The organism is Pseudomonas sp. PSE1(2024), from assembly GCF_050990555.1.
Taxonomy (GTDB): domain Bacteria; phylum Pseudomonadota; class Gammaproteobacteria; order Pseudomonadales; family Pseudomonadaceae; genus Aquipseudomonas; species Aquipseudomonas aphyarum.
Genome location: NZ_CP158967.1, coordinates 5460763 through 5481731, shown reverse-complemented (window position 1 = coordinate 5481731; position 20969 = coordinate 5460763). Strand labels below are relative to the sequence as shown.

Annotated in this window: 18 protein-coding genes; 3 read left to right on the top strand and 15 right to left on the bottom strand. The window is 60.7% G+C overall.

The window, feature by feature from the left end:
* The first annotated feature begins 24 nt into the window (after nt 1-24).
* Nucleotides 25-240: a hypothetical protein gene (locus tag ABTV87_RS24915; protein ID WP_007959584.1), complete on the top strand. Its 216-nt coding sequence runs from the start codon at nt 25-27 to the stop codon at nt 238-240.
* A 6-nt stretch (nt 241-246) separates the two neighbouring features.
* Here ABTV87_RS24915 and yacG read toward each other — a convergent pair whose 3' ends face one another.
* The 5 genes from yacG to pilB are packed head-to-tail and all read right to left on the bottom strand — an operon-like array spanning nt 247 to nt 4858.
* On the bottom strand, nt 247-447 hold the full coding sequence (yacG, locus tag ABTV87_RS24910; RefSeq protein WP_433898524.1) for a DNA gyrase inhibitor YacG: 201 nt from the start codon (nt 445-447) through the stop codon (nt 247-249).
* Nucleotides 444-1067: a dephospho-CoA kinase gene (gene coaE / locus ABTV87_RS24905; protein ID WP_007959586.1), complete on the bottom strand. Its 624-nt coding sequence runs from the start codon at nt 1065-1067 to the stop codon at nt 444-446. The genes yacG and coaE overlap by 4 nt, the downstream gene beginning before the upstream one ends.
* Nucleotides 1064-1936, bottom strand: coding sequence for a prepilin peptidase (locus ABTV87_RS24900; protein WP_085608684.1), 873 nt, complete (start codon nt 1934-1936; stop codon nt 1064-1066). The genes coaE and ABTV87_RS24900 overlap by 4 nt, the downstream gene beginning before the upstream one ends.
* 1 nt (nt 1937) lies before the next feature.
* Entirely contained in the window at nt 1938-3155 is a 1218-nt protein-coding gene (locus ABTV87_RS24895; protein WP_221535411.1) for a type II secretion system F family protein, read from the bottom strand.
* Between the two features lie 2 nt (nt 3156-3157).
* Entirely contained in the window at nt 3158-4858 is a 1701-nt protein-coding gene (gene pilB / locus ABTV87_RS24890) for a type IV-A pilus assembly ATPase PilB (protein WP_221535412.1), read from the bottom strand.
* A 226-nt stretch (nt 4859-5084) separates the two neighbouring features.
* Here pilB and ABTV87_RS24885 point away from each other — a divergent pair, with 226 nt between their 5' ends.
* Entirely contained in the window at nt 5085-5501 is a 417-nt protein-coding gene (locus tag ABTV87_RS24885) for a pilin (protein ID WP_433898523.1), read from the top strand.
* Between the two features lie 296 nt (nt 5502-5797).
* A complete protein-coding gene (locus ABTV87_RS24880; protein WP_007959598.1) occupies nt 5798-6154 on the top strand; it encodes a BON domain-containing protein in 357 nt (118 codons plus the stop codon).
* A 166-nt stretch (nt 6155-6320) separates the two neighbouring features.
* Here the strand turns inward: ABTV87_RS24880 and ABTV87_RS24875 are convergent, their stop codons facing one another.
* The 10 genes from ABTV87_RS24875 to ABTV87_RS24830 form a co-directional block, all read right to left on the bottom strand.
* Entirely contained in the window at nt 6321-6617 is a 297-nt protein-coding gene (locus ABTV87_RS24875) for a DUF2845 domain-containing protein (RefSeq protein WP_007959599.1), read from the bottom strand.
* Nucleotides 6617-9568 carry a DUF748 domain-containing protein gene (locus ABTV87_RS24870; protein ID WP_433898522.1) on the bottom strand — a complete coding sequence of 984 codons (2952 nt, stop codon included), beginning with the start codon at nt 9566-9568 and terminating at the stop codon, nt 6617-6619. Before ABTV87_RS24870 ends, ABTV87_RS24875 begins: the two co-directional genes overlap by 1 nt.
* Before the next feature lie 133 nt (nt 9569-9701).
* Nucleotides 9702-10718 carry a class I SAM-dependent rRNA methyltransferase gene (locus ABTV87_RS24865; protein ID WP_433898521.1) on the bottom strand — a complete coding sequence of 339 codons (1017 nt, stop codon included), beginning with the start codon at nt 10716-10718 and terminating at the stop codon, nt 9702-9704.
* Between the two features lie 145 nt (nt 10719-10863).
* Nucleotides 10864-12801: an acetate--CoA ligase gene (gene acs / locus ABTV87_RS24860; RefSeq protein ID WP_433898520.1), complete on the bottom strand. Its 1938-nt coding sequence runs from the start codon at nt 12799-12801 to the stop codon at nt 10864-10866.
* A 114-nt stretch (nt 12802-12915) separates the two neighbouring features.
* Nucleotides 12916-14580 carry a glucose-6-phosphate isomerase gene (gene pgi, locus ABTV87_RS24855; protein WP_375747895.1) on the bottom strand — a complete coding sequence of 555 codons (1665 nt, stop codon included), beginning with the start codon at nt 14578-14580 and terminating at the stop codon, nt 12916-12918.
* A 349-nt stretch (nt 14581-14929) separates the two neighbouring features.
* Complete coding sequence (gene panC, locus ABTV87_RS24850; protein WP_433898519.1) at nt 14930-15790, bottom strand: pantoate--beta-alanine ligase; 861 nt, start codon at nt 15788-15790, stop codon at nt 14930-14932.
* Entirely contained in the window at nt 15787-16587 is an 801-nt protein-coding gene (gene panB, locus ABTV87_RS24845; protein ID WP_039771642.1) for a 3-methyl-2-oxobutanoate hydroxymethyltransferase, read from the bottom strand. The genes panC and panB overlap by 4 nt, the downstream gene beginning before the upstream one ends.
* Nucleotides 16588-16907: 320 nt before the next feature.
* Nucleotides 16908-17393, bottom strand: coding sequence for a 2-amino-4-hydroxy-6-hydroxymethyldihydropteridine diphosphokinase (gene folK, locus ABTV87_RS24840; RefSeq protein ID WP_433898518.1), 486 nt, complete (start codon nt 17391-17393; stop codon nt 16908-16910).
* A 3-nt stretch (nt 17394-17396) separates the two neighbouring features.
* A complete protein-coding gene (locus ABTV87_RS24835; RefSeq protein WP_007959609.1) occupies nt 17397-18797 on the bottom strand; it encodes a polynucleotide adenylyltransferase PcnB in 1401 nt (466 codons plus the stop codon).
* Nucleotides 18798-19531: 734 nt separating this feature from the next.
* Nucleotides 19532-20968 carry a sigma-54-dependent transcriptional regulator gene (locus tag ABTV87_RS24830; protein WP_433898517.1) on the bottom strand — a complete coding sequence of 479 codons (1437 nt, stop codon included), beginning with the start codon at nt 20966-20968 and terminating at the stop codon, nt 19532-19534.
* Nucleotide 20969: the final 1 nt, after the last annotated feature.

Genomic DNA, 20969 nt, shown 5'->3' with positions numbered 1-20969 from the left:
CCAAATTCCTTCAGGAGCAGCGGTATGAGCGTGTACGAGTGGGCGAGGCAGGAAACCCGGCAGAGTCTGGAGATGGCACAGGAGGTGGGGTTCGATCCGGGCCTGAGCCTGCGCGCCTTGCTCAGTGCAGTGGTGCAGCAGAGCAAGGCGGTGCGCAACGCCGAAGACCTGGCCGACGAGTTGCGCTTCCTGGCGGAAAACCTCGACGACGATCAGGACTACGGCTTCATGCGGCCCTGAACGGGATCAGTGACGCGGATCGAAATCGCCGGAAAACAGTTCGTCCTCGGCATCCGAGGCCACGGGAATCTTGTGTTCTTCCGACGCCCAGGCGCCGAGGTCGATCAGTTTGCAGCGGTCCGAGCAGAACGGCCGGAATTTGTTCTCGGGGGTGAATTCCACGGGGGCGCCACAGGTTGGGCATTCTACGGTTGGGATCTGGCTCATGACTGGCCTCCGGATAAAGTCAGGTAAAAGTGATGCAGGCGCTCGACCTCGCTGTGCAGCCAGGCGAGGTCGCGGTCGTTGACCACCACGTCGTCGGCACGGCTGACGCGGTCTTCGCGGCTGGACTGGGCCTTGAGGATCGCCTGAACCTGCTGTTCGCTGGTCTGGTCACGCTGCAAGGTGCGTTCGATCTGCAGTTGTTGCGGGGCGTCGATCACCAGGATTCGCTGGGTCATCGCGTATTGCCCGGATTCGATCAAAAGCGGCGAGACCAGAATCGCGTAAGGCGATTGTGCCAGCGCCAGGTGATGGGCGATTTCCTCGGCGATCAGCGGATGCAGCAGCGCTTCGAGCCAGCGCCGTTGCTCCGGCACCTCAAAGATCAGTTTGCGCAGGGCCGCACGATCCAGCGTGCCGTCGGCCTGCAACACATCAGGGCCGAAGTGTTCGGCGATCTTCGCCAGCGCCGGGCGGCCCGGTTCGACCACCCAGCGCGCCGCGTGATCGGCGTCCACCACATGGATGCCGAGGTCGATGAAGTGCTGGGCGGCGGCGCTTTTGCCGCTGCCGATGCCGCCGGTCAGGCCGAGAATCCAGGGTTTTTCCACAGGGGTATTCATTTCAAACCGACAAACTGCCAATAGAAGCCGGTTATTTGACCACCCCAGAGCAAGGCAATCCAGCCGGCAATTGCCAGATACGGGCCGAAGGGGATCGGCGTCGAGGTTTTCTGGTCACGCAGCTTGAGCAAAATCACCCCGAGCACGGCGCCCACCAGCGAGGAAAGCAGGATGGTCAGCGGCAAAATCTGCCAGCCGCCCCAGGCCCCGAGCAGCGCCAGCAGCTTGAAATCGCCGTGGCCGATGCCGTCCTTGCCGGTGATCAGTTTGAACAGCCAGAACACCGACCACAGCGCCATGTAACCCAGCACCGCGCCCCAAAGGGCATCGTGCAGCGGCACGAACAGCTCGAAGCTGTTGACGATCAATCCCAGCCACAGCAGTGGCAGCACCAGCACATCGGGCAGCAACTGATGCTCGGTGTCGATCAGGCTCATGGCCAACAGGCCCCAGGTCAGCACGATCAGCAGGCACGCCGGCCAGCCGAACCCCAGGTGCCAGGCGATGAACGCCGAGAGCAGGCCGCAGGCCAGCTCGGTCAGCGGGTAACGCTTGCTGATCGGTGTGCTGCAACTTGAGCAGCGCCCGCGCAGGAACACGTAACTCAACACGGGAATGTTTTCCCACGCGCGAATCCGGTGGCCACAGTGCGGGCATTGCGAGTGCGGCAGCATCAGGTTGTAGGTGGGCAACGGCGCTTCACCGGGCAGCCCCAGCACATCGTGAGCCTGCTGGCGCCATTCGCGCTCGAGCATTTTCGGCAGGCGCCAGATCAACACGTTGAGGAAACTGCCGACCACCAGCCCCAGCAGCAGGGCGGTGATGACAAAGGCCAGCGGATAGAGACTGAAGAGTTCGTCGATAGGCATGTCAGATCGCTGAGCCGAGTTGGAAGATCGGCAGGTACATCGCCACCACCAGACCGCCGACGATCACCCCGAGCACCACCATGATGAACGGCTCCATCAGGCTGGTGAGGTTGTCGACCATGTTGTCCACTTCGTCCTCGTAGAAACCCGCGACCTTGTCGAGCATCTCGTCCAGTGCGCCGGACTCTTCGCCGATGGCGGTCATCTGCACCGCCATGTTCGGAAAGATGCCGGTGGAGCGCATCGAGAAATTCAGCTGCATACCGGTGGAAACGTCCTGACGGATACGCAGCACGGCGCGCTTGAACACCACGTTGCCGGTGGCCCCGGCCACCGAGTCCAGCGCTTCCACCAGCGGCACGCCGGCTGCGAAGGTGGTCGACAGGGTACGGGCAAACCGCGCCACGGCGGACTTGTACATCAGCGTGCCCACCAGCGGCAGCTTGAGAAACCAGGCGTCGCGTCGGTCGCGCAGAGCCTGGGATTTTTTCAGGGCATGGCGGGTGCCGAAAAAGCCGGCCACCAGCAAACCGAGAATCGCCCACCACCATTGCTGCATGAACTCGGACAGGCTGATCACCATCAATGTGAAGGCTGGCAGTTCGGCACCGAAGCCAGAGAACACCGACTGAAACTGCGGCACCACCTTGACCAGCAGAATCCCGGTAACCACCGCCGCCACCAGCACCACGGCGGACGGGTAGGTCATGGCCTTCTTGATCTTGGCCTTGAGGCTTTCGCTCTTTTCCTTGTAGGTCGCGACCCGCTCCAGCAGGGTGTCGAGCGCGCCGGACTGCTCGCCGGCATCCACCAGGTTGCAGTACAACTCGTCAAAATACTGAGGCTTCTTGCGCAACGCGGCGGCGAAGCTGTTGCCGGCGGCGACTTCCTGTTTCACCTCGTCGACCAGCTTGCGCATGGCCGGGTTCTCGAAGCCTTCGCCAATGATGTCGAACGACTGCAACAGCGGCACGCCGGCCTTCATCATGGTCGCCATCTGCCGGGTGAACAGGGCAATGTCCTGGGCCTTGATGCGCTTGCCGAAGCTCAGCAACGAGGCGGATTTCTTGCGTACCTTGCCCGGGCTGATGCCCTGCTTGCGCAATTGGGCCTTGACCAGTGCGGGGTTCTGGCCGCTCAGCTCGCCGGTCACCTTGCTGCCTTTGCGGTCCGTGCCTTCCCAGGCGTAGACACTGATTTTCGCTGCCTTGACCGCCATGTTCAGTCCTTGGTGACCCGGTTGATTTCTTCAAGGCCGGTGATGCCTTGCATGGCCTTGATCAGGCCCGAGGTGCGCAGGTCGTTGAAGCCGTCCCGGCGCATCTGGGTATCGATTTCCAGTGAGTTGCCCTCGGCCATGATCAGCCGTTGCAGCTCGGGGGTGTTCTTCACCACTTCATAAATCCCCACGCGACCCTTGTACCCGCCGTTGCAGTGATCGCAACCAGAGGGCTCATAGATCGTGAAATGGCCGATGCGTTCCTCGGGGAAACCTTCCTTGATCAGGGTTTCGCGAGGGATTTCGATGGGTTTCTTGCAGTGGCTGCAGAGTTTTCGCGCCAGGCGCTGGGCAATGATCAGGCTCACCGAGGTCGCGATGTTGAAGCCGGGAATGCCCATGTTGTGCAGGCGGGTCAGAGTTTCCGCTGCGCTGTTGGTGTGCAGGGTAGACAACACGAGGTGCCCGGTCTGGGCGGCCTTGATCGCGATTTCGGCGGTTTCGAGGTCGCGGATCTCGCCGACCATGATCACGTCCGGGTCCTGACGCAGGAACGAGCGCAGGGCCTGGGCAAAGTCCAACCCTTGGCGTGGATTGACGTTGACCTGGTTGATGCCTTCCATGTTGATCTCCACCGGGTCTTCGGCGGTAGAAATGTTGATGTCGACGGTATTGAGGATGTTCAGCCCGGTGTACAGCGACACGGTCTTGCCCGAGCCGGTGGGGCCGGTCACCAGAATCATGCCTTGCGGCTGCTTGAGGGCGGCCATGTACAGGTCTTTCTGCTCCGGCTCGTAGCCGAGGGCATCGATGCCGATCTGGGCGCTGGACGGGTCGAGGATCCGCATCACCACTTTCTCGCCCCAGAGCGTGGGCAGAGTGTTGACCCGGAAATCGATCGACTTGCTCTTCGACAGACGCATCTTGATCCGCCCGTCCTGGGGTTTGCGCCGCTCCGAAATGTCGAGGCTGGCCATGACCTTCAGGCGCGCGGCAATGCGCCCGGCGAGCTGAATCGGCGGCTTGGCCACTTCCCGCAGAATGCCGTCGGTGCGCACCCGCACCCGGTAATTCTTTTCGTAAGGCTCGAAGTGCAGGTCGGACGAGCCGCTCTTGATCGCGTCCAGCAGCATCTTGTGCACGAAGCGCACCACCGGGGCATCGTCCGCATCGATCCCGCCGAGCGTGTCCTGCTTGCTGTCGTCGACCGATTCGATATCCAGCCCGTCGAGGTCGACATCGGCCATCTCCTCCAGGCCGGTGGCGTGGGTGTCGAAGAATTTTTCAATGGCGTCGGTGAGTTTGTCGTCCTCGACCAGAATGGCTTCGGTGCTCAGCCCGGTGCTGAACTGAATGTCATTGATCGCCTGATGATTGCTCGGGTCGGAAATCCCCACGAACAGTTTGTTGCCGCGCCGCCAGAGGGGCAGGGCGTGGTGCTGACGCACCAGTTTTTCACTGACCAGGCCCTTGGGCTGGGTTTCCTTGTCGAGACAGTTGAGGTCGAGAAATGCCATGCCGAAATGCTCCGAGGCTATTTCGGCGACCTGCCAGCTCTTCACCAGTTTGTTCTGCACCAGGTAACTGACCAGCGACAGGCGATTGCGCTGCGCCTGTTGCCAGGCTTGCTGGGCACTCTTTTCCGTGAGCAATTCGGCCTGGACCAGTTGTTTGGCCAGACCGCTCAGAGCGATGTCATTCATGGGGTTTCCACATGCTTGCCGTTCATGACTTATAGCCTAGTCAAGTGACAGCGCCAAACACCCGGGGTGCAGGTGACAAAAAGTGTCAGATAGTGCGGTTACGGGTTGTAGGAATCGGCACGACGTCCGGTTCACGCCCAGCAGGCCGGGGCTGCGAGCGCTTGGCACGGGCTGTGCTGAGTCCTTTTCAGATCATGAGATTCCGACTCATGCATGGAGCGTGTCTATGAAGAAACAACAAGGTTTCACTCTGATCGAGCTGCTGATCGTTGTGGCGATCATCGGTATTCTCGCGACTGTGGCGCTGCCGCAGTACTCCAAATATCAGGCGCGGTCGAAGGTGACGGCGGGGCTGGCCGAGATCTCGGCGATGAAAGTGCCGTATGAGGATGTCATCAATGCCGGTACTGCACCCACTACTGCCAACACCGGACCTGGCGGTGCTGCCGCTACCAGTAACTGCACGCTGGCCGTTACTGGTACTGCATCCACTGGTGCCGGGACAATTGTGTGCACATTAGTCAACGCGCCGGCACCGGTGCTGAGCAAAACCATTACCTTGACCCGTGACGCGACCAATGGCTGGAGCTGCACCAGTACCGCCGCGCAGGAGTATCTGCCCAAACAATGCACTGGCGCTTGATCCAAGCCGAGTGACACAAAGCCCCGCCGAACCGGCGGGGCTTTTTTTGCGCCGTTTTATGCGAAAAAAACTCTGTGAATCATGGCCTTAAGCCGCCAGCTTCAGTCTGCAAGTTGCATGCAGTTAAATCACCGGTCATGCAATTTGCATGATTCCGAGAAATTACTATTTTCTTAACTTATTGATTTATATAGATTTATTCCGTGTTTCAAAGTTGGCACAGCGTTCGCAATATCTCCGGTAACCCTGCTGACAAGATACGCAGCAGACTTTCCAGAAAAACAGGAGTTACTCGTATGAAGAAGTTCGCTATCACTGCCGCTGCTGCTACCGCGCTGACCCTGACCATGGCTTCCGGTGCATTTGCTCAATCGACTCAGGCCACTCAGGCGCCAATGACCTTGGCTGCCGGTGAAGTCACCAAGGCTAAAGAAGCTACTTCCGATACCTGGATCACTACCAAAGTCAAAAGCGACCTGGTAACCGAAAAAGGCATTCCTGGTACCGACATCAAAGTCGAAACCAACAAAGGTGTGGTTTCCCTGTCCTCTGAGGTCGCCATCACCGAAGCCCAGAAAACCACCGCAGTGAACATCACCAAGAAAATCAAAGGCGTGAAAGCGGTCTCCGCTGACGGCCTGAAAGCCGAGTAAGGCAAGACTTCTCGCCTGAACCGGGAGAAGACGCGACAGGCGGGCCGAGCAATACGTCTGCCGCACTTTAGAGTTCATGCGACCGGCCACAAGGATTGTGGCCATTACAGGCCCCGGCACATGTGTCGGGGCCTGTTCTATTTCACGGGCAGGAAAAGTACGGAGGTCAGTTGCCGCGCTTGCTGTTGATCTGCTTCAGGCGATTGCCTTCGAAGCGCAGGTATTGATACATGCCGTTGCTCGGGCCGTAGGTCCATTCCTCGACCTGAAACTCTTCACGACGGTTGGCGCTGCGCTTGTAACCGAGCAGATCGCGGCTGACCGGCTCACCGCATTTTTGCAACACTTCGCTGGCGCGGTCGCCAAGGCTCACCAGTTGGCTGCCGCAGCGCAGGGTATCGGACGCCGCAGCCTGGCTGGCGATCAACGCCAGCCCCAGTGCAGCCAGCCATTTGCAGTTCATCACTCGGCATCCAGATGCATTTGTGTCACCACTCGACCGTCGCTTTCCGCTTCTCCGAGATTGGCGTCGATGAAGTACACGCGATCGTCGGCCAGTTGGCCCTTGTCCACCAGGTAATCCTTGATGCTGCTGGCCCGGTCCTGACCGAGCTGGCGCAGCAGCACGTCGCTGGAGCTCCAGAACTTGATCACATCGGCGCGCATTTTCGCGGTGCGTTCTTCCTTGCCCAGATCCTTCCATTCGGCCGGGGGCTGGGTTTTCAGACGGGTGCGGTAGATGCCTTCGAGCAATGGACCTTTTTCGTTGTCCGGTACCTGGATCAGCGAAGCCTGAGCCGGCACCTTGTCGCCCCGGCGCTGGAGCATCTTGTAGTAGTTGTACTGGTATTCGCGTTCCAGGCGCTGTTCGGCGAGCAACGGACCGTCACTGCTTTTTGCCGCGGTGCCTTCGATTTCCAGACGCAGGGCCGGCCGCTCCTTCAGCGCTTGCGACAGTTTCACCAGCGCCGCTTCGGCATCTTTGCTCAGATCGCTGGAACCCGGTGCGAAGGACACGGTGCCGAGGTCTTCCGAGCCACCACCACTGACCAGTCCGCCAATCAGCTTGAACGGTGCGGCGGCGGCCTTGACGATCAGGTTGCGCAGGGTCTGCCAGACAATCGGCATCACGCTGAATTGCGGGTTGTTCAGGTCACCGGTCACTGGCAGCTCGATGGAGATCTTGCCGTCGACGTCCTTGAGCAGGGCGATCGCCAGTTTCAGCGGCAGGCTCACGGCATCCGGGCTGTCGACTTTCTCACCCAGTTGCAGTTGCTCGACCACCACTTTGTTCTCGGCCTTGAGCTGGCCCTTGGTGATCAGGTAATGCAGGTCGAGATTGAGTCGGCCCTTGCGGATCCGGTAGCCGGCGAACTTGCCGGAGTAGGGGGTCAGGGTGGTCAGTTCGACGCGTTTGAAACTGGTGGCGATGTCGAGGCTGGCCATCGGGTCGAACGGGTTGACCGCGCCTTTGATGGTTACTGGCGCATAGCGGTCGACCTTGCCTTTGACGTCGACGCTGGCGGGCTTCGCCTGACGGCTGTCGATGGTGCCGATCTGGCCGTTGAGCTGCTGGATCGCGGTGGCAAAGTTCGGGGTCAGGCTGAAGTCGGCGAAGTTGGCCGAGCCGTCGTTGATCGCGATGCCGCCGATGTGAATGCCCAGCGGTTTGTCATTGCTCGCCGGTTTCGCCACAGCGGTCTTCGCCCCGGAATCGGCCGGTTGCGGGATCAACAGGTCGTCGATGTTGGTGGTGCGGTCATCGTTGATCATGAACCGCGCGTACGGCTGGAACAGGTTGACCTTGTCGATCGACAGGCTGTCGCCGTGCTGATAGTTCAGGCCTTCGACCACCACTTGCTGCCACTTGAGGAAGTCGCGGGTTTTCAGGGTGTCGAGGGTGTGCAACTGATCGACCTGAGCGCGACCGGTGACGCTGAGGGCCAGCGGGTCAGTGCTTTTCAGGTTCACTTTCAGGTCGCTGCCGAGCATGCCGCTGCGCAGTTCGAGGCGAATGAACGGGTTGATGTAGGACTGCGCGACCCGCAGGTCGATGTCCTGGGTTTTCACGTTGAGCTGCGCGGTGACCGGGGCCAGATTGACCACACCGTCGGCGCTGATTTTCCCTTGCCTGCCAAGGCCAGTGTCGAGTTTGAGGTTGAAAGGCGAGCCGTTGAGGCTGTCGAAATTCTGCAGATCGACGTTCAGCGGGGTGACATCCAGAGTGACTTCGGGCTTCGCCGAGCGGTCGGCCAGATGCACTTTGTAGTCACGCAGTTGCACGTCCTTGAGCAGCACCTGCCATGGCTTGCTCGGCGCGGTCGGCTCGGGTTTCGGCGAATCGGCGGCGGCCGGGGTGCTTTTCGGTTCCGCCGCCGCTTTGGCGGCGGGTTTGGACGGTTGGCTGGCAAACAGTTTCTGCCAGTCCAGTTGTCCATCCGCTTCAAGCGCAGCCCAGGTTTCCAGTTTCTGGCTGCGGATCTTGCCAACCACCACTTGCTGTTTGGCCAGGTCCACGGTGGTGTCGCTGACGTCGAGACGCTCGAGTTTTGCCAGCTGACGTCCGTCCGGCGCCTTGATCGCGAACGGCGCGATGTTGACCGCCACGTTGCTCAGCAGCAGTTCGGTTTCCTTGGACAGGTTGAGCTTGTAGTCGGTGCTCAGGCTGACGACACCCTCTTCCAGCACCAGTGGCACGGCGTCGCGCACGTAAGGCCAGAAGGCTTTCATCTTGCCGTCGGTGATCTTGAGGGTGCCTTCGGAGGCGATCGGAACCAGGCTGAAATTGCCTTTCCAGTCGATCTGCCCACCGGCCGGGCCGATCGCGACGAGGGTCATGTCGGCATTGTCTTCGGGCAGCGTGCTGAGGTTTTTCAGTTCGAAATCGAGTTTGTCGTAAACGAACTCGATGGGTTCGCTGGGGCGTGCATCCACGAAATGCAGGTTGCCGCCGGCCAGCTGGATCCGGTCGATGCGCAGCGGAAACGGTTTGGCGTCGGGATCGGCCGGGGTGGGCTCGCTGGCCGGGAGCTTGAACAGACCGAGAAGATTGAGCTGGCCGTCCTTGGCGAACAGGATCTCGGTTTTGGATTTTTCCAGTTCGATATCGGACAGATGCAGGGCTTTGGTCCACAGGCTGTCGAGTTGCAGGTTGGCGTACAGACGTTCGAAGCCGACCTGTTCTTTGCCCGGCTCGCCGATCACCAGGCCCCACAGCGTGAGTTCAAGGCTGAACGGGTTGAGTTCGATGCGCTGCAGATGCGCCGGCACCGTGGCGTAGTTGGCCAGTTGCTGATTTATCACCCTGAGCGCAATGCCCGGCAAAATCAGGAACCCCAGCAGGCTGTAGAGGGCCAGGGCAGTCAACAGGGCGCCAATCGCGCGAATCAATCCTTTGGGCATGTGCGGCTTCATCTGTCTGAATCGGAGTGCCTTGGAGTATGGCACGCGATTCCGGTTCCGAAGTACATCGCACGAGACAGGATTGTTCAGATTTGTCTGCAATTTCTGTAGGAGCTTCCGAAGGCTGCTCCTGCTGGGGTAAAGATCAGAGCTGCAGAATCAGTGTCTTCAACGGCGGTTGTTGATCCCGCGAAGGGAAGTCGGCACCTGGCGTCATCACGCTCCATTCACGCACCGGCCGCCCGGCTTTTTCGGCGCAGCGCAGCACCTGTTCGCGCCAGTCGTCCATGCTGACTTTCGCCAGATTGTTGCAGCAGATCAGCACGCCATTCTCGGCGGTGGTCAGCAGGGCTGGCTTGAGCAGGCTTTGATAATCGCGCAGCAGGTCGACGGTGCCGAACGCACTCTTGGCCCACGCGGGCGGGTCTAGCAGCACCAGATCGTACTGGCGCTGTTCGAGGCGTTGATAGCTTGGCAGTTTCTGCCCGCGACGCTGACTGATCGGCAGGCCGGCCAGTTGGCGGATCGCCGGGAAGTAGTCGGACTGGATGAATTCCATGGTCGGTAGTTGCGGATTGAGCTGACCGTTCTCGCGCCCCACTGCCAGATTGCCCTCGGCGAAATCCAGGTTGCACACTTCGCGCGCCCCGCCGGCCGCTGCGCTCAGACCGACGCCGCAGGTGTAGGCAAACAGGTTGAGCACGCTTTTGCCCTTGGCGTGATCCTTGACCCAGCCGCGGGTGTTGCGCAGGTCGAGGAACAGCAGCGGATCCTGCCCGGCGTGGCGTCCGCGCACACGATAATTCAGGCCCCATTCGTGGCCGACCAGATCGACCAGCGCTGCATCTTCGGCGCGGTAGACGCTGTCCTCGCGATCGATCCGCGAGTTGCCACGGGAGCGGTCGTTGTAGACCAGCAGGGTTTCAAGGCCCAGGGTCTGGTTGACCATGGCGTGCAGTTGCAGCAGGTCTTCGCGCGCCAGGGTCTGGTGGAAACTTTGCACCATCAGTTGCGGGCCGTAGCGGTCGATGGTCAGGCCGCCGGCGCCTTCCTGGCTGCCGTGGAACAGCCGATAGCAGTCGGTGCCCTGACTGTGCAGCTCGGCGAGCAGATCCTGGCGTTGGTCGAGGGCGGCGCGCAGCGCCAGGTTCAAGGAAGACATGCGGGCGCCTTGCTGGAGGGAATCGGGGCGCGGGAGTTTAGCAGTTTGGCAGGCAATCGAGGGGTTCCCATCGCGAGCAGGCTCGCTCCCACAGACGATCATAAGTCCTTGTGGGAGCGAGCCTGCTCGCGATGCTTTTGCGGCCTTACTGGTTCAGGCGTTTATCGATCAAGCCCTGCACCACGCTCGGATCCGCCAGCGTCGAGGTGTCGCCAAGACTGTCGAGTTCGTTGCAGGCGATCTTGCGCAGGATCCGCCGCATGATCTTGCCCGAGCGGGTTTTCGGCAGGGCCGGGGCCCACTGAATCAGGTCCGGTTTGGCGAAGCTGCCGATTTCCTTGCTGACGTGGGCCAGCAGTTCTTTCTTCAGTTCATCGTTGGGCTCGGTGCCGTTCATCGGTGTGACGAACGCATAAATCCCCTGACCTTTGACATCGTGGGGATAACCGACAACGGCGGCCTCAGCGATGCTGTCGTGCAGCACCAGCGCGCTCTCCACTTCGGCGGTACCGATGCGATGGCCGGAGACATTGATCACGTCGTCGATGCGCCCGGTGATCCAGTAATCGCCGTCCTCGTCGCGGCGGGCGCCGTCGCCGGTGAAGTAGTAACCGGGATAGGGCTTGAAGTAGGTGTCGACCATGCGCTGCGGATCGCCGTAGACGCTGCGGATCTGTGCCGGCCAGCTCGACTTGATCGCCAGCACGCCGCTGCCGGCGCCCTTGATTTCCTTGCCGTGCTCATCGAGCAGCACCGGTTGCACGCCGAACATCGGCTGGGTGGCGCAGCCCGGTTTGATCCGCTGAGCACTGACCAGCGGGCTGAGCATGATGCCGCCGGTTTCGGTCTGCCACCACGTATCGACTATCGGGCAGCGTTGTTCGCCGACCACGTTGAAATACCATTCCCACGCTTCCGGGTTGATCGGCTCACCGACACTGCCGAGCAATCTGAGGCTTTGTCGCGAAGTTTCCTGCAAGGGCCCGGCGCCTTCACGCATCAATGCGCGCAGGGCGGTGGGGGCGGTGTAGAAGATGTTGACCTTGTGTTTGTCGATCACCTGCCAGAAACGCGAAGTGCTCGGGTAGCTCGGCACGCCTTCGAAAATCAGGGTGGTGGCGCCGTTGGCCAGCGGGCCGTAGACGATATAGCTGTGGCCGGTAACCCAGCCGACGTCGGCGGTGCACCAGAACACTTCGCCGTCGCGGTAGTCGAGGACGTACTTGAAGGTCATCGCCGCCTGCAGCAGGTAACCGCCGGTGGTGTGCAACACGCCCTTGGGTTTGCCGGTGCTGCCGGAGGTGTAGAGGATGAACAGCGGGTCTTCGGCGTCCATCGGTTCCGGCGGGCAATCGTCGCTGACGTCGCGCACGGCCTGGTGATACCAGAGGTCGCGGCCTTCGACCCAGTCGACTTTGTTCTGGGTACGCTCGACCACCACGACGGTGCTGACATTCGGACAACTCTGCAGGGCTCTGTCGACGTTCTGTTTCAGCGGCACGAATTTGCCACCGCGCACGCCCTCGTCGGCGGTGATTACGGTGCGGCAGTCAGCGTCGAGAATGCGGTCGCGCAATGAGTCCGGGGAGAAACCGCCAAACACTACCGAGTGAATCGCGCCGATCCGTGCGCAGGCGAGCATGGCGTAGGCGGCTTCGGGGATCATCGGCATGTAAATGCACACCCGGTCGCCTTTTTTCACGCCACGGCTTTTCAGCACGTTGGCCAGGCGGCAGACGTGGTGATGGAGTTTGCTGTAGGTGATTTGCGTCGACTCGGCCGGGTCGTCGCCTTCCCAGAGGATGGCGGTCTGATCGCCGCGCGTTTCCAGATGGCGGTCGATGCAGTTGTAGCTGACGTTCAGCTTGCCACCGGCAAACCAGGCGGCTTCGCCGGTCTTCAGGTCATAGCGCTGGACGGTCTGCCACGGCGTGCTCCAGTCGAGGAAGCGGGTGGCCTGCTCGGCCCAGAAGGTGCTGGGGTGTTCAATGGATTCGCGGTACAGGCGCTGGTAGTCGTCCTGACTCAACTGTGCAGCCCGGCGGACGGCATCGGCTTTGGGGAACGTGCTGATATCGAACATGACGGTTCCTTATTCTTGTTGTGCGACAAGGATAAAGATGCGCCGAGAGCGGAGAGGGTTCAATACCTGTAAACAAACACCCCCTCATGGCGAGGGGGTGTGTTCAGGGCAGGATCAGCCGCGGTGACGGCCGCGGAAGTAGTTGATCAGGCCTTGGGTGGACGGGTCTTCAGCGGCGGTTTCTTCGCTGCCGACCAGACGGTTGTACACGCCCTTGCCCAGTTCCTTGCCCAGTTCCACGCCCCACTGGTCGAAGGCGTTGATGCCCCAGACCACGCTTTGCACGAAGACTTTGTGTTCGTACATCGCCACCAGTGCGCCGAGACGACGCGGGCTGATTCGCTCGACCACGATGGTGTTGCTCGGACGGTTGCCCGGGATCACCTTGTGCGGTGCGATTTTTTGCACCTGGTCTTCGCTCATGCCCTTGTCGCGCAATTCCGCTTCGGCTTCCGGCAGGGTCTTGCCGAGCATCAGCGCCTGGCTCTGCGAGAGGCAGTTGGCGTACAGCCACTGGTGGTGGTCGGAGACCGGGTTGAAGCTGACGATCGGCACAATGAAGTCGGCCGGAATCAGTTGGGTGCCTTGGTGCAGCAACTGGTGGTAAGCATGCTGACCGTTGCAGCCGACGCCGCCCCAGATCACCGGACCAGTGTCGGTCGACACCGGGGTGCCGTCCTGACGCACGCTCTTGCCGTTGGATTCCATGTCCAGCTGTTGCAAGTGCTTGGTGATGTTACGCAGGTAGTGGTCGTACGGCAGGATCGCGTGACTCTGCGCGCCCCAGAAGTTGCCGTACCACACGCCGAGCAGGGCCAGCAGTACCGGCATGTTCTGTTCGAACGGCGCGCTCTGGAAATGCTGGTCCATGGTGTAGGCACCGGACAGCAGTTCCTTGAAGTTGGACATGCCGATGGCCAGCGCGATTGGCAGGCCGATGGCGGACCACAGCGAGTAACGACCGCCGACCCAGTCCCACATCGGGAAGATGTTCTCTTCGCGGATACCGAAGGCCACGGCTGCCGCGTTGTTGCTCGATACGGCGATGAAGTGGCGATACAGCTCGGCTTCCGAGCCACCCTGAGCCAGGTACCAGGCACGGGCGGCCTGGGCGTTTTTCAGGGTTTCGAGGGTGTTGAACGATTTCGACGAAACGATGAACAGCGTGGTCTCGGCGCGCAGTTTTTGCGTCAGCTCGTGGAATTCGCTGCCGTCGATGTTCGCCAGGTAATGGCAACGCACGCCTTTCTGGGCGTAGGACAGCAGGGCTTCGGAGACCAGCTCGGGGCCGAGGAACGAGCCACCGATGCCGATGTTCACAACGTCAGTGATCGGCTTCTCGGTGTAACCACGCCACAGACCGTCGTGGATGCGGCCCACGAGATCGGTGATCTGGTTCAGCACCTTGTGTACTTCAGGCATCACGTTGACGCCGTTGACCGACAGCTTGTCGCCGACCGGGCGACGCAGGGCGGTGTGCAGCGCCGGGCGGCCTTCGGAGGAGTTGACGATTTCGCCGTCGAACAGCGCCTTGATCGCGCCTTTGAGATCGACTTCATTGGCCAGACCCACCAGCAGGTTGCGGGTCTCGGCGTTGATCAGATTCTTCGAATAGTCGAGAAACAGTCCGCAGCTGCTGAGAGTGAACTGATTGAAGCGCTGCGGATCGGCGTTGAAGGCTTCGCGCATGCTGAAATCCTGCATGGCTTGGCGGTGGTCTTTCAACGCTTGCCAGGCAGGCAGAGCGGTAACGTCATGAGGAGTGCGGTAGTACGCCATCGCTGCGGTTTTCCTTTTTACTTGAACGGCCTTTTGAACTCTGAAAAGACCTCCCCGCCATGTTTGGGCGAGGGGGCAACTGCGTCGACACGATTACTTTGGCGCAGGGCGAATACAGTAAACCCAGCGCCGCGATCTGTCTTGGCTTTGTCTGACCTGTTTTCGGTACTTTTTTAACATTGATAACAGACGGGGCCGACAGACGGCGAGTAATGCGAGCAAGTCCCTGCTTATCGCGTGGCGTCGAACGGCAGGAAGTTTGCCCGATGGGCAGGTGCTCAGCAATACGGTCTGGAAGTGCGTGCAAACGCTGTGGGAGCGGGGTTGCTCCTACAGCGTTTGCCGGTGTTCAGGCGGGGGTATCGAGATTCAGGTGCAGGTTGTCGATCAACCGGGTGGTGCCAAGGAAGGCCGCGACCAGAATCACCAGATCACGATCGTCCGCCGTTGCCGGACGCAGGGTCAGGGCGTGGCGGATTTCCAGGTAGTCCGGACGCAGGCCGGCGGCTTCCAGTTGCTGGCGTTGCGCCTGGATCAGGGCAGGGAAGTCGCGCTCGCCTTGCTTGATCGACTCGGCAATGCTGCTCAGGGTGCGATAGACCACCGGCGCCACGGCGTGCTGTTCTTCACTGAGGAATCCGTTGCGCGACGACAGCGCCAGACCGTCGGCGGCGCGTACGGTCGGCTCGCCAATGATCTGGATCGGCATGTTCAGGTCGTGCACCAGCGCGCGGATCACTGCCAGTTGCTGGAAGTCTTTCTGGCCGAAGATCGCCAGGTCCGGCTGGACCATGTTGAACAGCTTGCTGACTACCGTCGCCACGCCTTCGAAGTGCCCCGGACGGCTGGCGCCGCACAGGCCTTCGGACAGTTGCGGCACGCTGACCCGGGTCTGACCGGCCATGCCGTCGGGGTACATTTCCTCGACGGTCGGGGCGAACAGCAGATCGCATCCGGCTTCCAGCAGTTTTTCCTGATCCGCCGCCAGGGTGCGCGGGTACTTGTCGAGGTCTTCGCCGGCGCCGAACTGCAGCGGGTTGACGAAAATGCTCGCGACCACGAAGTCCACGCGCTGGGTGGCTTTGGTGATCAGCGCGATGTGGCCGCTGTGCAGGTTGCCCATGGTCGGCACGAAGCCGATGCGCTTGCCTTCACTGCGGGCGCGCGCCACGGCGGCGCGCAGTTCACGTACGGTTTTGACGGTGTTCATGCAGAGAATCCGTGTTCGATTCCGGGGAAAGTGGTGGCTTTGACTTCACTGACGTAAGCCTTCAGCGCGGACTGGATGCTGTCCTGACCCTGCATGAAGTTCTTCACGAACTTCGGCACGCGGCCGCTGATCGACAGGCCGAGCATGTCGTGCAGTACCAGCACCTGACCGTCGGTATCCGAACCGGCGCCAATGCCGATCACCGGAATTTTCACGGCCTGGCTGATTTCAGCCGCCAGTTCGCTCGGCACGCATTCGAGCAGCAGCATGGCTGCACCGGCCTGCTCCAGCGAGATCGCGTCGGCGCGCATCTGGCGTGCCTGGTTCTCGTTGCGACCTTGCACTTTATAGCCACCGAGAATGTTCACGGCTTGCGGGGTCAGGCCCATGTGGGCGCAGACCGGCACGCCGCGTTCGGCCAGCAGGCGGATCGAGTCCGCCAACCACAGCGCGCCTTCGACTTTGACCATGTGTGCGCCGGCCTGCATCAGCAGGGCGCTGTTGGTCATGGTTTGTTCGAGGGTCGCGTTGGCCATGAACGGCAGGTCGGCCAGGATCAGGGCATCAGAGTTGCCGCGTTTGACGCTGGCAACGTGGTAGGCCATTTCTGCGGTGGTCACCGGCAGGGTGCTGTCGTGACCCTGCAGAACCATGCCGAGGGAGTCGCCCACCAGCAGCACTTCGACACCGGCCTCGTTGCAGGCGTGGGCGAAGGTCGCGTCATAGCAGGTCAGCATGGTGATCTTTTCACCTTTCTGCTTGAGGCTCTGGAGCGTGGTCAGGGTGATGGCTGGCATGTAAGAAATCCTCGTTCAGGCGCTTTGGAAACTACTGCGAGTAACGCGCGTGATTCGTCATCTATTCAGGCGCACGCTCTTTTGTCGTGCTTATAAGGCCTGGATTGCGCCCTTGTATGCCGGGTTGGCGGCAGCGGGACGCCTATAGTCGTGATGAGGCCTCAGGAAGTCAATTGCATGTGTTACCGCATTGTTACGAGGGGAGTGTTACCGGCGTTACTGATGCGATTCAGCGGGCCGGCGGGCCTGATCTGCGGGGTTTTTGTCCTACAAGAAAGCAAAATGCGGGAGCCGATGGGCTCCCGCATCAGCGGTTTGTATCAGGCGTGGGAGAGGCGTTCGAGGCCGACGAACGGGCAGGCTGCAAGAAGATCGGCAAGGGTGCGGCCATCGGCCAGACGCAGATCTTCGGGCGCCAGTTCGGCCAGGGGATAGAGAACGAACGCGCGTTCCTGCATGTGGTAATGCGGGACTTTCAGGCGCGGCTCTTCGATCAGGCGATCACCGAACAGCAGAATGTCCAGATCCAGCGTGCGTGGGCCCCAACGCTCCAGTCGTTCGCGGCCTTGACCGTTTTCGATGGCTTGCAGGGCGTCGAGCAGTTCCAGCGGGGCAAGTGTGCTGTCGAGTGCGGCAACCGCGTTGGTGTAACGCGGTTGGCCCGGCAGTAGCGAGTCGCTCTGGTAGAAGGCAGACACGCCGACCAGTTCGGTGTCGGGCAATTGCCCCAGCGCGTCGACCGCGCTGCGCAGTTGTTCAGCCGGGTCAGCCAGGTTGCTGCCCATGCCGATGTAGATGCGTTCCATGCCTTATTCGCCCGTGGCGCTCGGTGCGCCAGCGCGTTTGCGTTTGGAACCGCTGCTGCGGCGACGCTTGCGCGGTGCGCCACTGGCGTCATCACCCTTGCCGCTGAGGTCGCGGATCATGTCGCGACGTTCGCTGTCGTTGGCGTCCTGATAATCGGTCCACCATTCGCCCAAGCCATCGGTCTGCTCACCGGCGCTCTCACGCAGCAGCAGGAAATCGTAGCCGGCGCGGAAGCGCGGATTGTCCAGCAGCAGGTCGGCGCGTTTGCCGCTGCGGCGTGGCAGGCGTTCCTGCATGTCCCAGATCTCGCGGATCGGCATGGTGAAGCGTTTCGGAATCGCAATACGCTGGCACTGTTCGGCGATCAGTTCGTGAGCGCCTTCCTGCATGGCCGGAATCGGCGGCATGCCGCGCTCTTGCAGACGCAACACGCGGGCCGGCAGGGCAGGCCACAGCAGCGCGGCGAACAGGAACGCCGGGGTCACCGGTTTGTTCTGTTTGATCCGCAGGTCGGTGTTGGTCAGTGCTTCGCTGATCAGCGTGTGGGTGTATTCCGGGTTGTGTTCCAGCGCATCGGCACTGGCCGGGAACAGCGGCGCGAACAGTTGCAGGTCGACCAGCATCTCGAAGGTGATGGCACCGTGACCGGAGAGGAACAGCTTGAGCACTTCCTCGAACAGACGGGCCGACGGAATCTCGCGCAGCATCGGCGCCAGTTCTCGGATCGGCTGGACGGTGTGCTTCTCGATACCGAAATTGAGCTTGGCGGCGAAACGCACGGCCCGCAGCATCCGCACCGGGTCTTCCTGGTAACGCTGCTTCGGGTCGCCGATCAGGCGGATCAGGTGATTGCGGATGTCGTGTACGCCGTTGGCGTAGTCGAGGATGCGCTCGCTGACCGGATCGTAATACAAGGCGTTGATGGTGAAGTCGCGGCGTTGCGCGTCTTCTTCCAGGGTGCCGTAGACGTTGTCACGCAGAATGCGCCCGCTCTCGTTGCGCGAAGACTGGTTGCTGTCTTCGTCGTCTTCGTTTTGCGGGTGATTGGCGCGGAAGGTCGCGACTTCAATGATTTCGCGACCGAAATGGATATGTACCAGCTTGAAGCGGCGGCCGATGATCCGCGCATTGCGGAATTCGGCGCGAACCTGCTCGGGGGTGGCGCTGGTGGCGACGTCGAAGTCTTTGGGCGTGATGCCCAGCAGCATGTCTCGCACACAACCGCCAACCAGGTAGGCCTGGTAGCCGGCGCCCTGCAGACGTTCGACGATGTTGACCGCGTAACGGCTGAATTGCGCCTTCTGCAGCGAATGTTGGCCGCTGTTGAGGACTTCAGGCGTGCTACGGATGTGTTGCGTACGACGCAGGGGAGTTCGGAATGACTGGAACAGCTTCTTCAGCATGGGATGCACTGTTTGAAGGAATGTTCGGCCATACCAGAGAATGACCGCATGATGGGCCGGGATTCTAGCATTTAGTCGAGGGATGGTGTAGGACGCTGCCGTTTTGCGCTGCAAGCCGCAGGCTAGAGGGGGTGAAGATGCGTCAGAAGGGGGGATTTGCCGTAAAGGAGAAACTACAAGGGGAGCCGAAGCTCCCCAAGAAGTAGTTGCGTGCTCTTTTTATTATTGATTCGGGCTTCTTGTTTTTGTTGAGTGCCCTCGCCATGAAGCTTTTCCTTCATGGCCCTCCCAATCGGGAGCCAAGAGCAAACGGATTGCTTTGGTCGCTGTGTTGCAGTGATCTTGCGATCCAACCAGTACAGGCTCTGTCTTAAGACAGTTTTTGTTGTTCTCGGCCTGGTCGTGGGGCTAGCCCCAAATACAACGCCTCTCCAAAAGAATCAGTTAGCTGCGCCTCTCGCCGTCTTGTTTTTATTGTGCGTGAGTCGATTCGTCTTATTTTTATTGTCTTGTGCATTGCTTGTTATTGTTCTTGTACCAAACATATAGCAGGTGCCGTGCCAACTTTTGCGAAACCCAATAAAACAAGGGGTTAGGTCGATATAACCGTTTTCGCAAGGCGAAAAAAAGCCGGGGTTTCGTTACCGATAACCCCGGCTTCTGTTACGTGAAAAGACTGAGGTAACAGTTTTTTCACATCCTCAACCGTTACCCGCCCACTCGACAGGTAACGTTCAGCTCTCGCTGGCGACCCCGGTCTTGCGCCGTGGAATGCCCAGACGCTGACGACGCTCCCACAGGCATTTGCGGCTGACGCCCAGTTTGCGCGCCAGTTCGGTCTCGGTCATGTGGTCCTGATGCTCGAGTACGAAATGCTGGAAGTAGTCTTCCAGTGACAGGTCTTCGGTCGGCTCGTGGCTGCTGTTGCTGGCGTTACCGGCCGTTTGCGCCGGCAGGCCGATGAATTCGTCGTCCTCCAGGTTGCCCAGCTCGATGTCGATGCCCAGCAGGTCGGCAGAGATTTCCGGGCTTTCGCTCAGAATCACGGCGCGCTCGACGGCGTTTTCCAGCTCCCGCACGTTACCCGGCCAGGAATAGTGCCGGATCGCCTGTTCGGCATCGGCGGCAAATTTCAGGTCGGTGCGGTTGATGCGGGCGCTCTGGCGAGCAAGGAACGCATTGGCGATTTCGTTGACGTCGGCGCCACGCTCGCGCAGGGCCGGCAGTTTCAACGCGATCACATGAAGGCGATAGTACAAGTCTTCACGGAACTGACCGATTTTCGCCAGGCTCTTGAGGTCCCGGTGGGTTGCAGCAATCAACCGGACATCGACCTTCTGCGACTGCACGGAACCAACCCGGCGAATTTCGCCTTCCTGCAATACGCGCAACAGGCGAGCCTGGGCTTCCAGTGGCAATTCGCCTATCTCGTCGAGGAACAGCGTGCCGCCGTCCGCCGCTTCCACCAGACCGGCGCGACCGGCGCTGGCACCGGTGAACGCACCTTTCTCGTGACCGAACAGTTCGGACTCGATCAGGCTTTCCGGGATGGCTGCGCAGTTCACCGAGATCATCGGTGCCTTGGCCCGTTTCGACAGGTTGTGCAGGGCGCGGGCCACCAGTTCTTTACCGGTACCGGATTCGCCCTGGATCAGCACATTGGAATCGGTCGGCGCGACTTTACGGATCTTGCCGTAAAGGTCCTGCATCGGCGGACACGAGCCGATGATGCCGATTTCGCCATTGCTGTTGTCGATGGCGGATTTGCCGCTGCCATTGGCCGATTTCGCGGGAGCCGCTTCGCCAGCGGCAGGCGCCGACTGGCGATCGCGCAGGATCCGCGCGACAGCCTGAAGCATTTCATCGTGGTCGAAAGGCTTGGCGATGTAATCCACCGCGCCCATCTTCATCGAGTCGACCGCCGAGCGCAGGCTGGCGTAGCTGGTCATGATCAGCACCGGCGTGCCCTGGCCGAGCTTGATGAGCTCGGTGCCCGGAGCGCCCGGCAGTCGCAGGTCGCTGACGATCAGATCGAATGTGGGAATACTGAAGCGTTCTTGTGCTTCCTGCACTGAACCGGCTTCGCTGACCTGATACTGGTTGCGTTCCAGCAGGCGGCGCAAGGCGGAGCGGATAATGGTTTCGTCTTCGACGATCAAAATGTGCGGCATT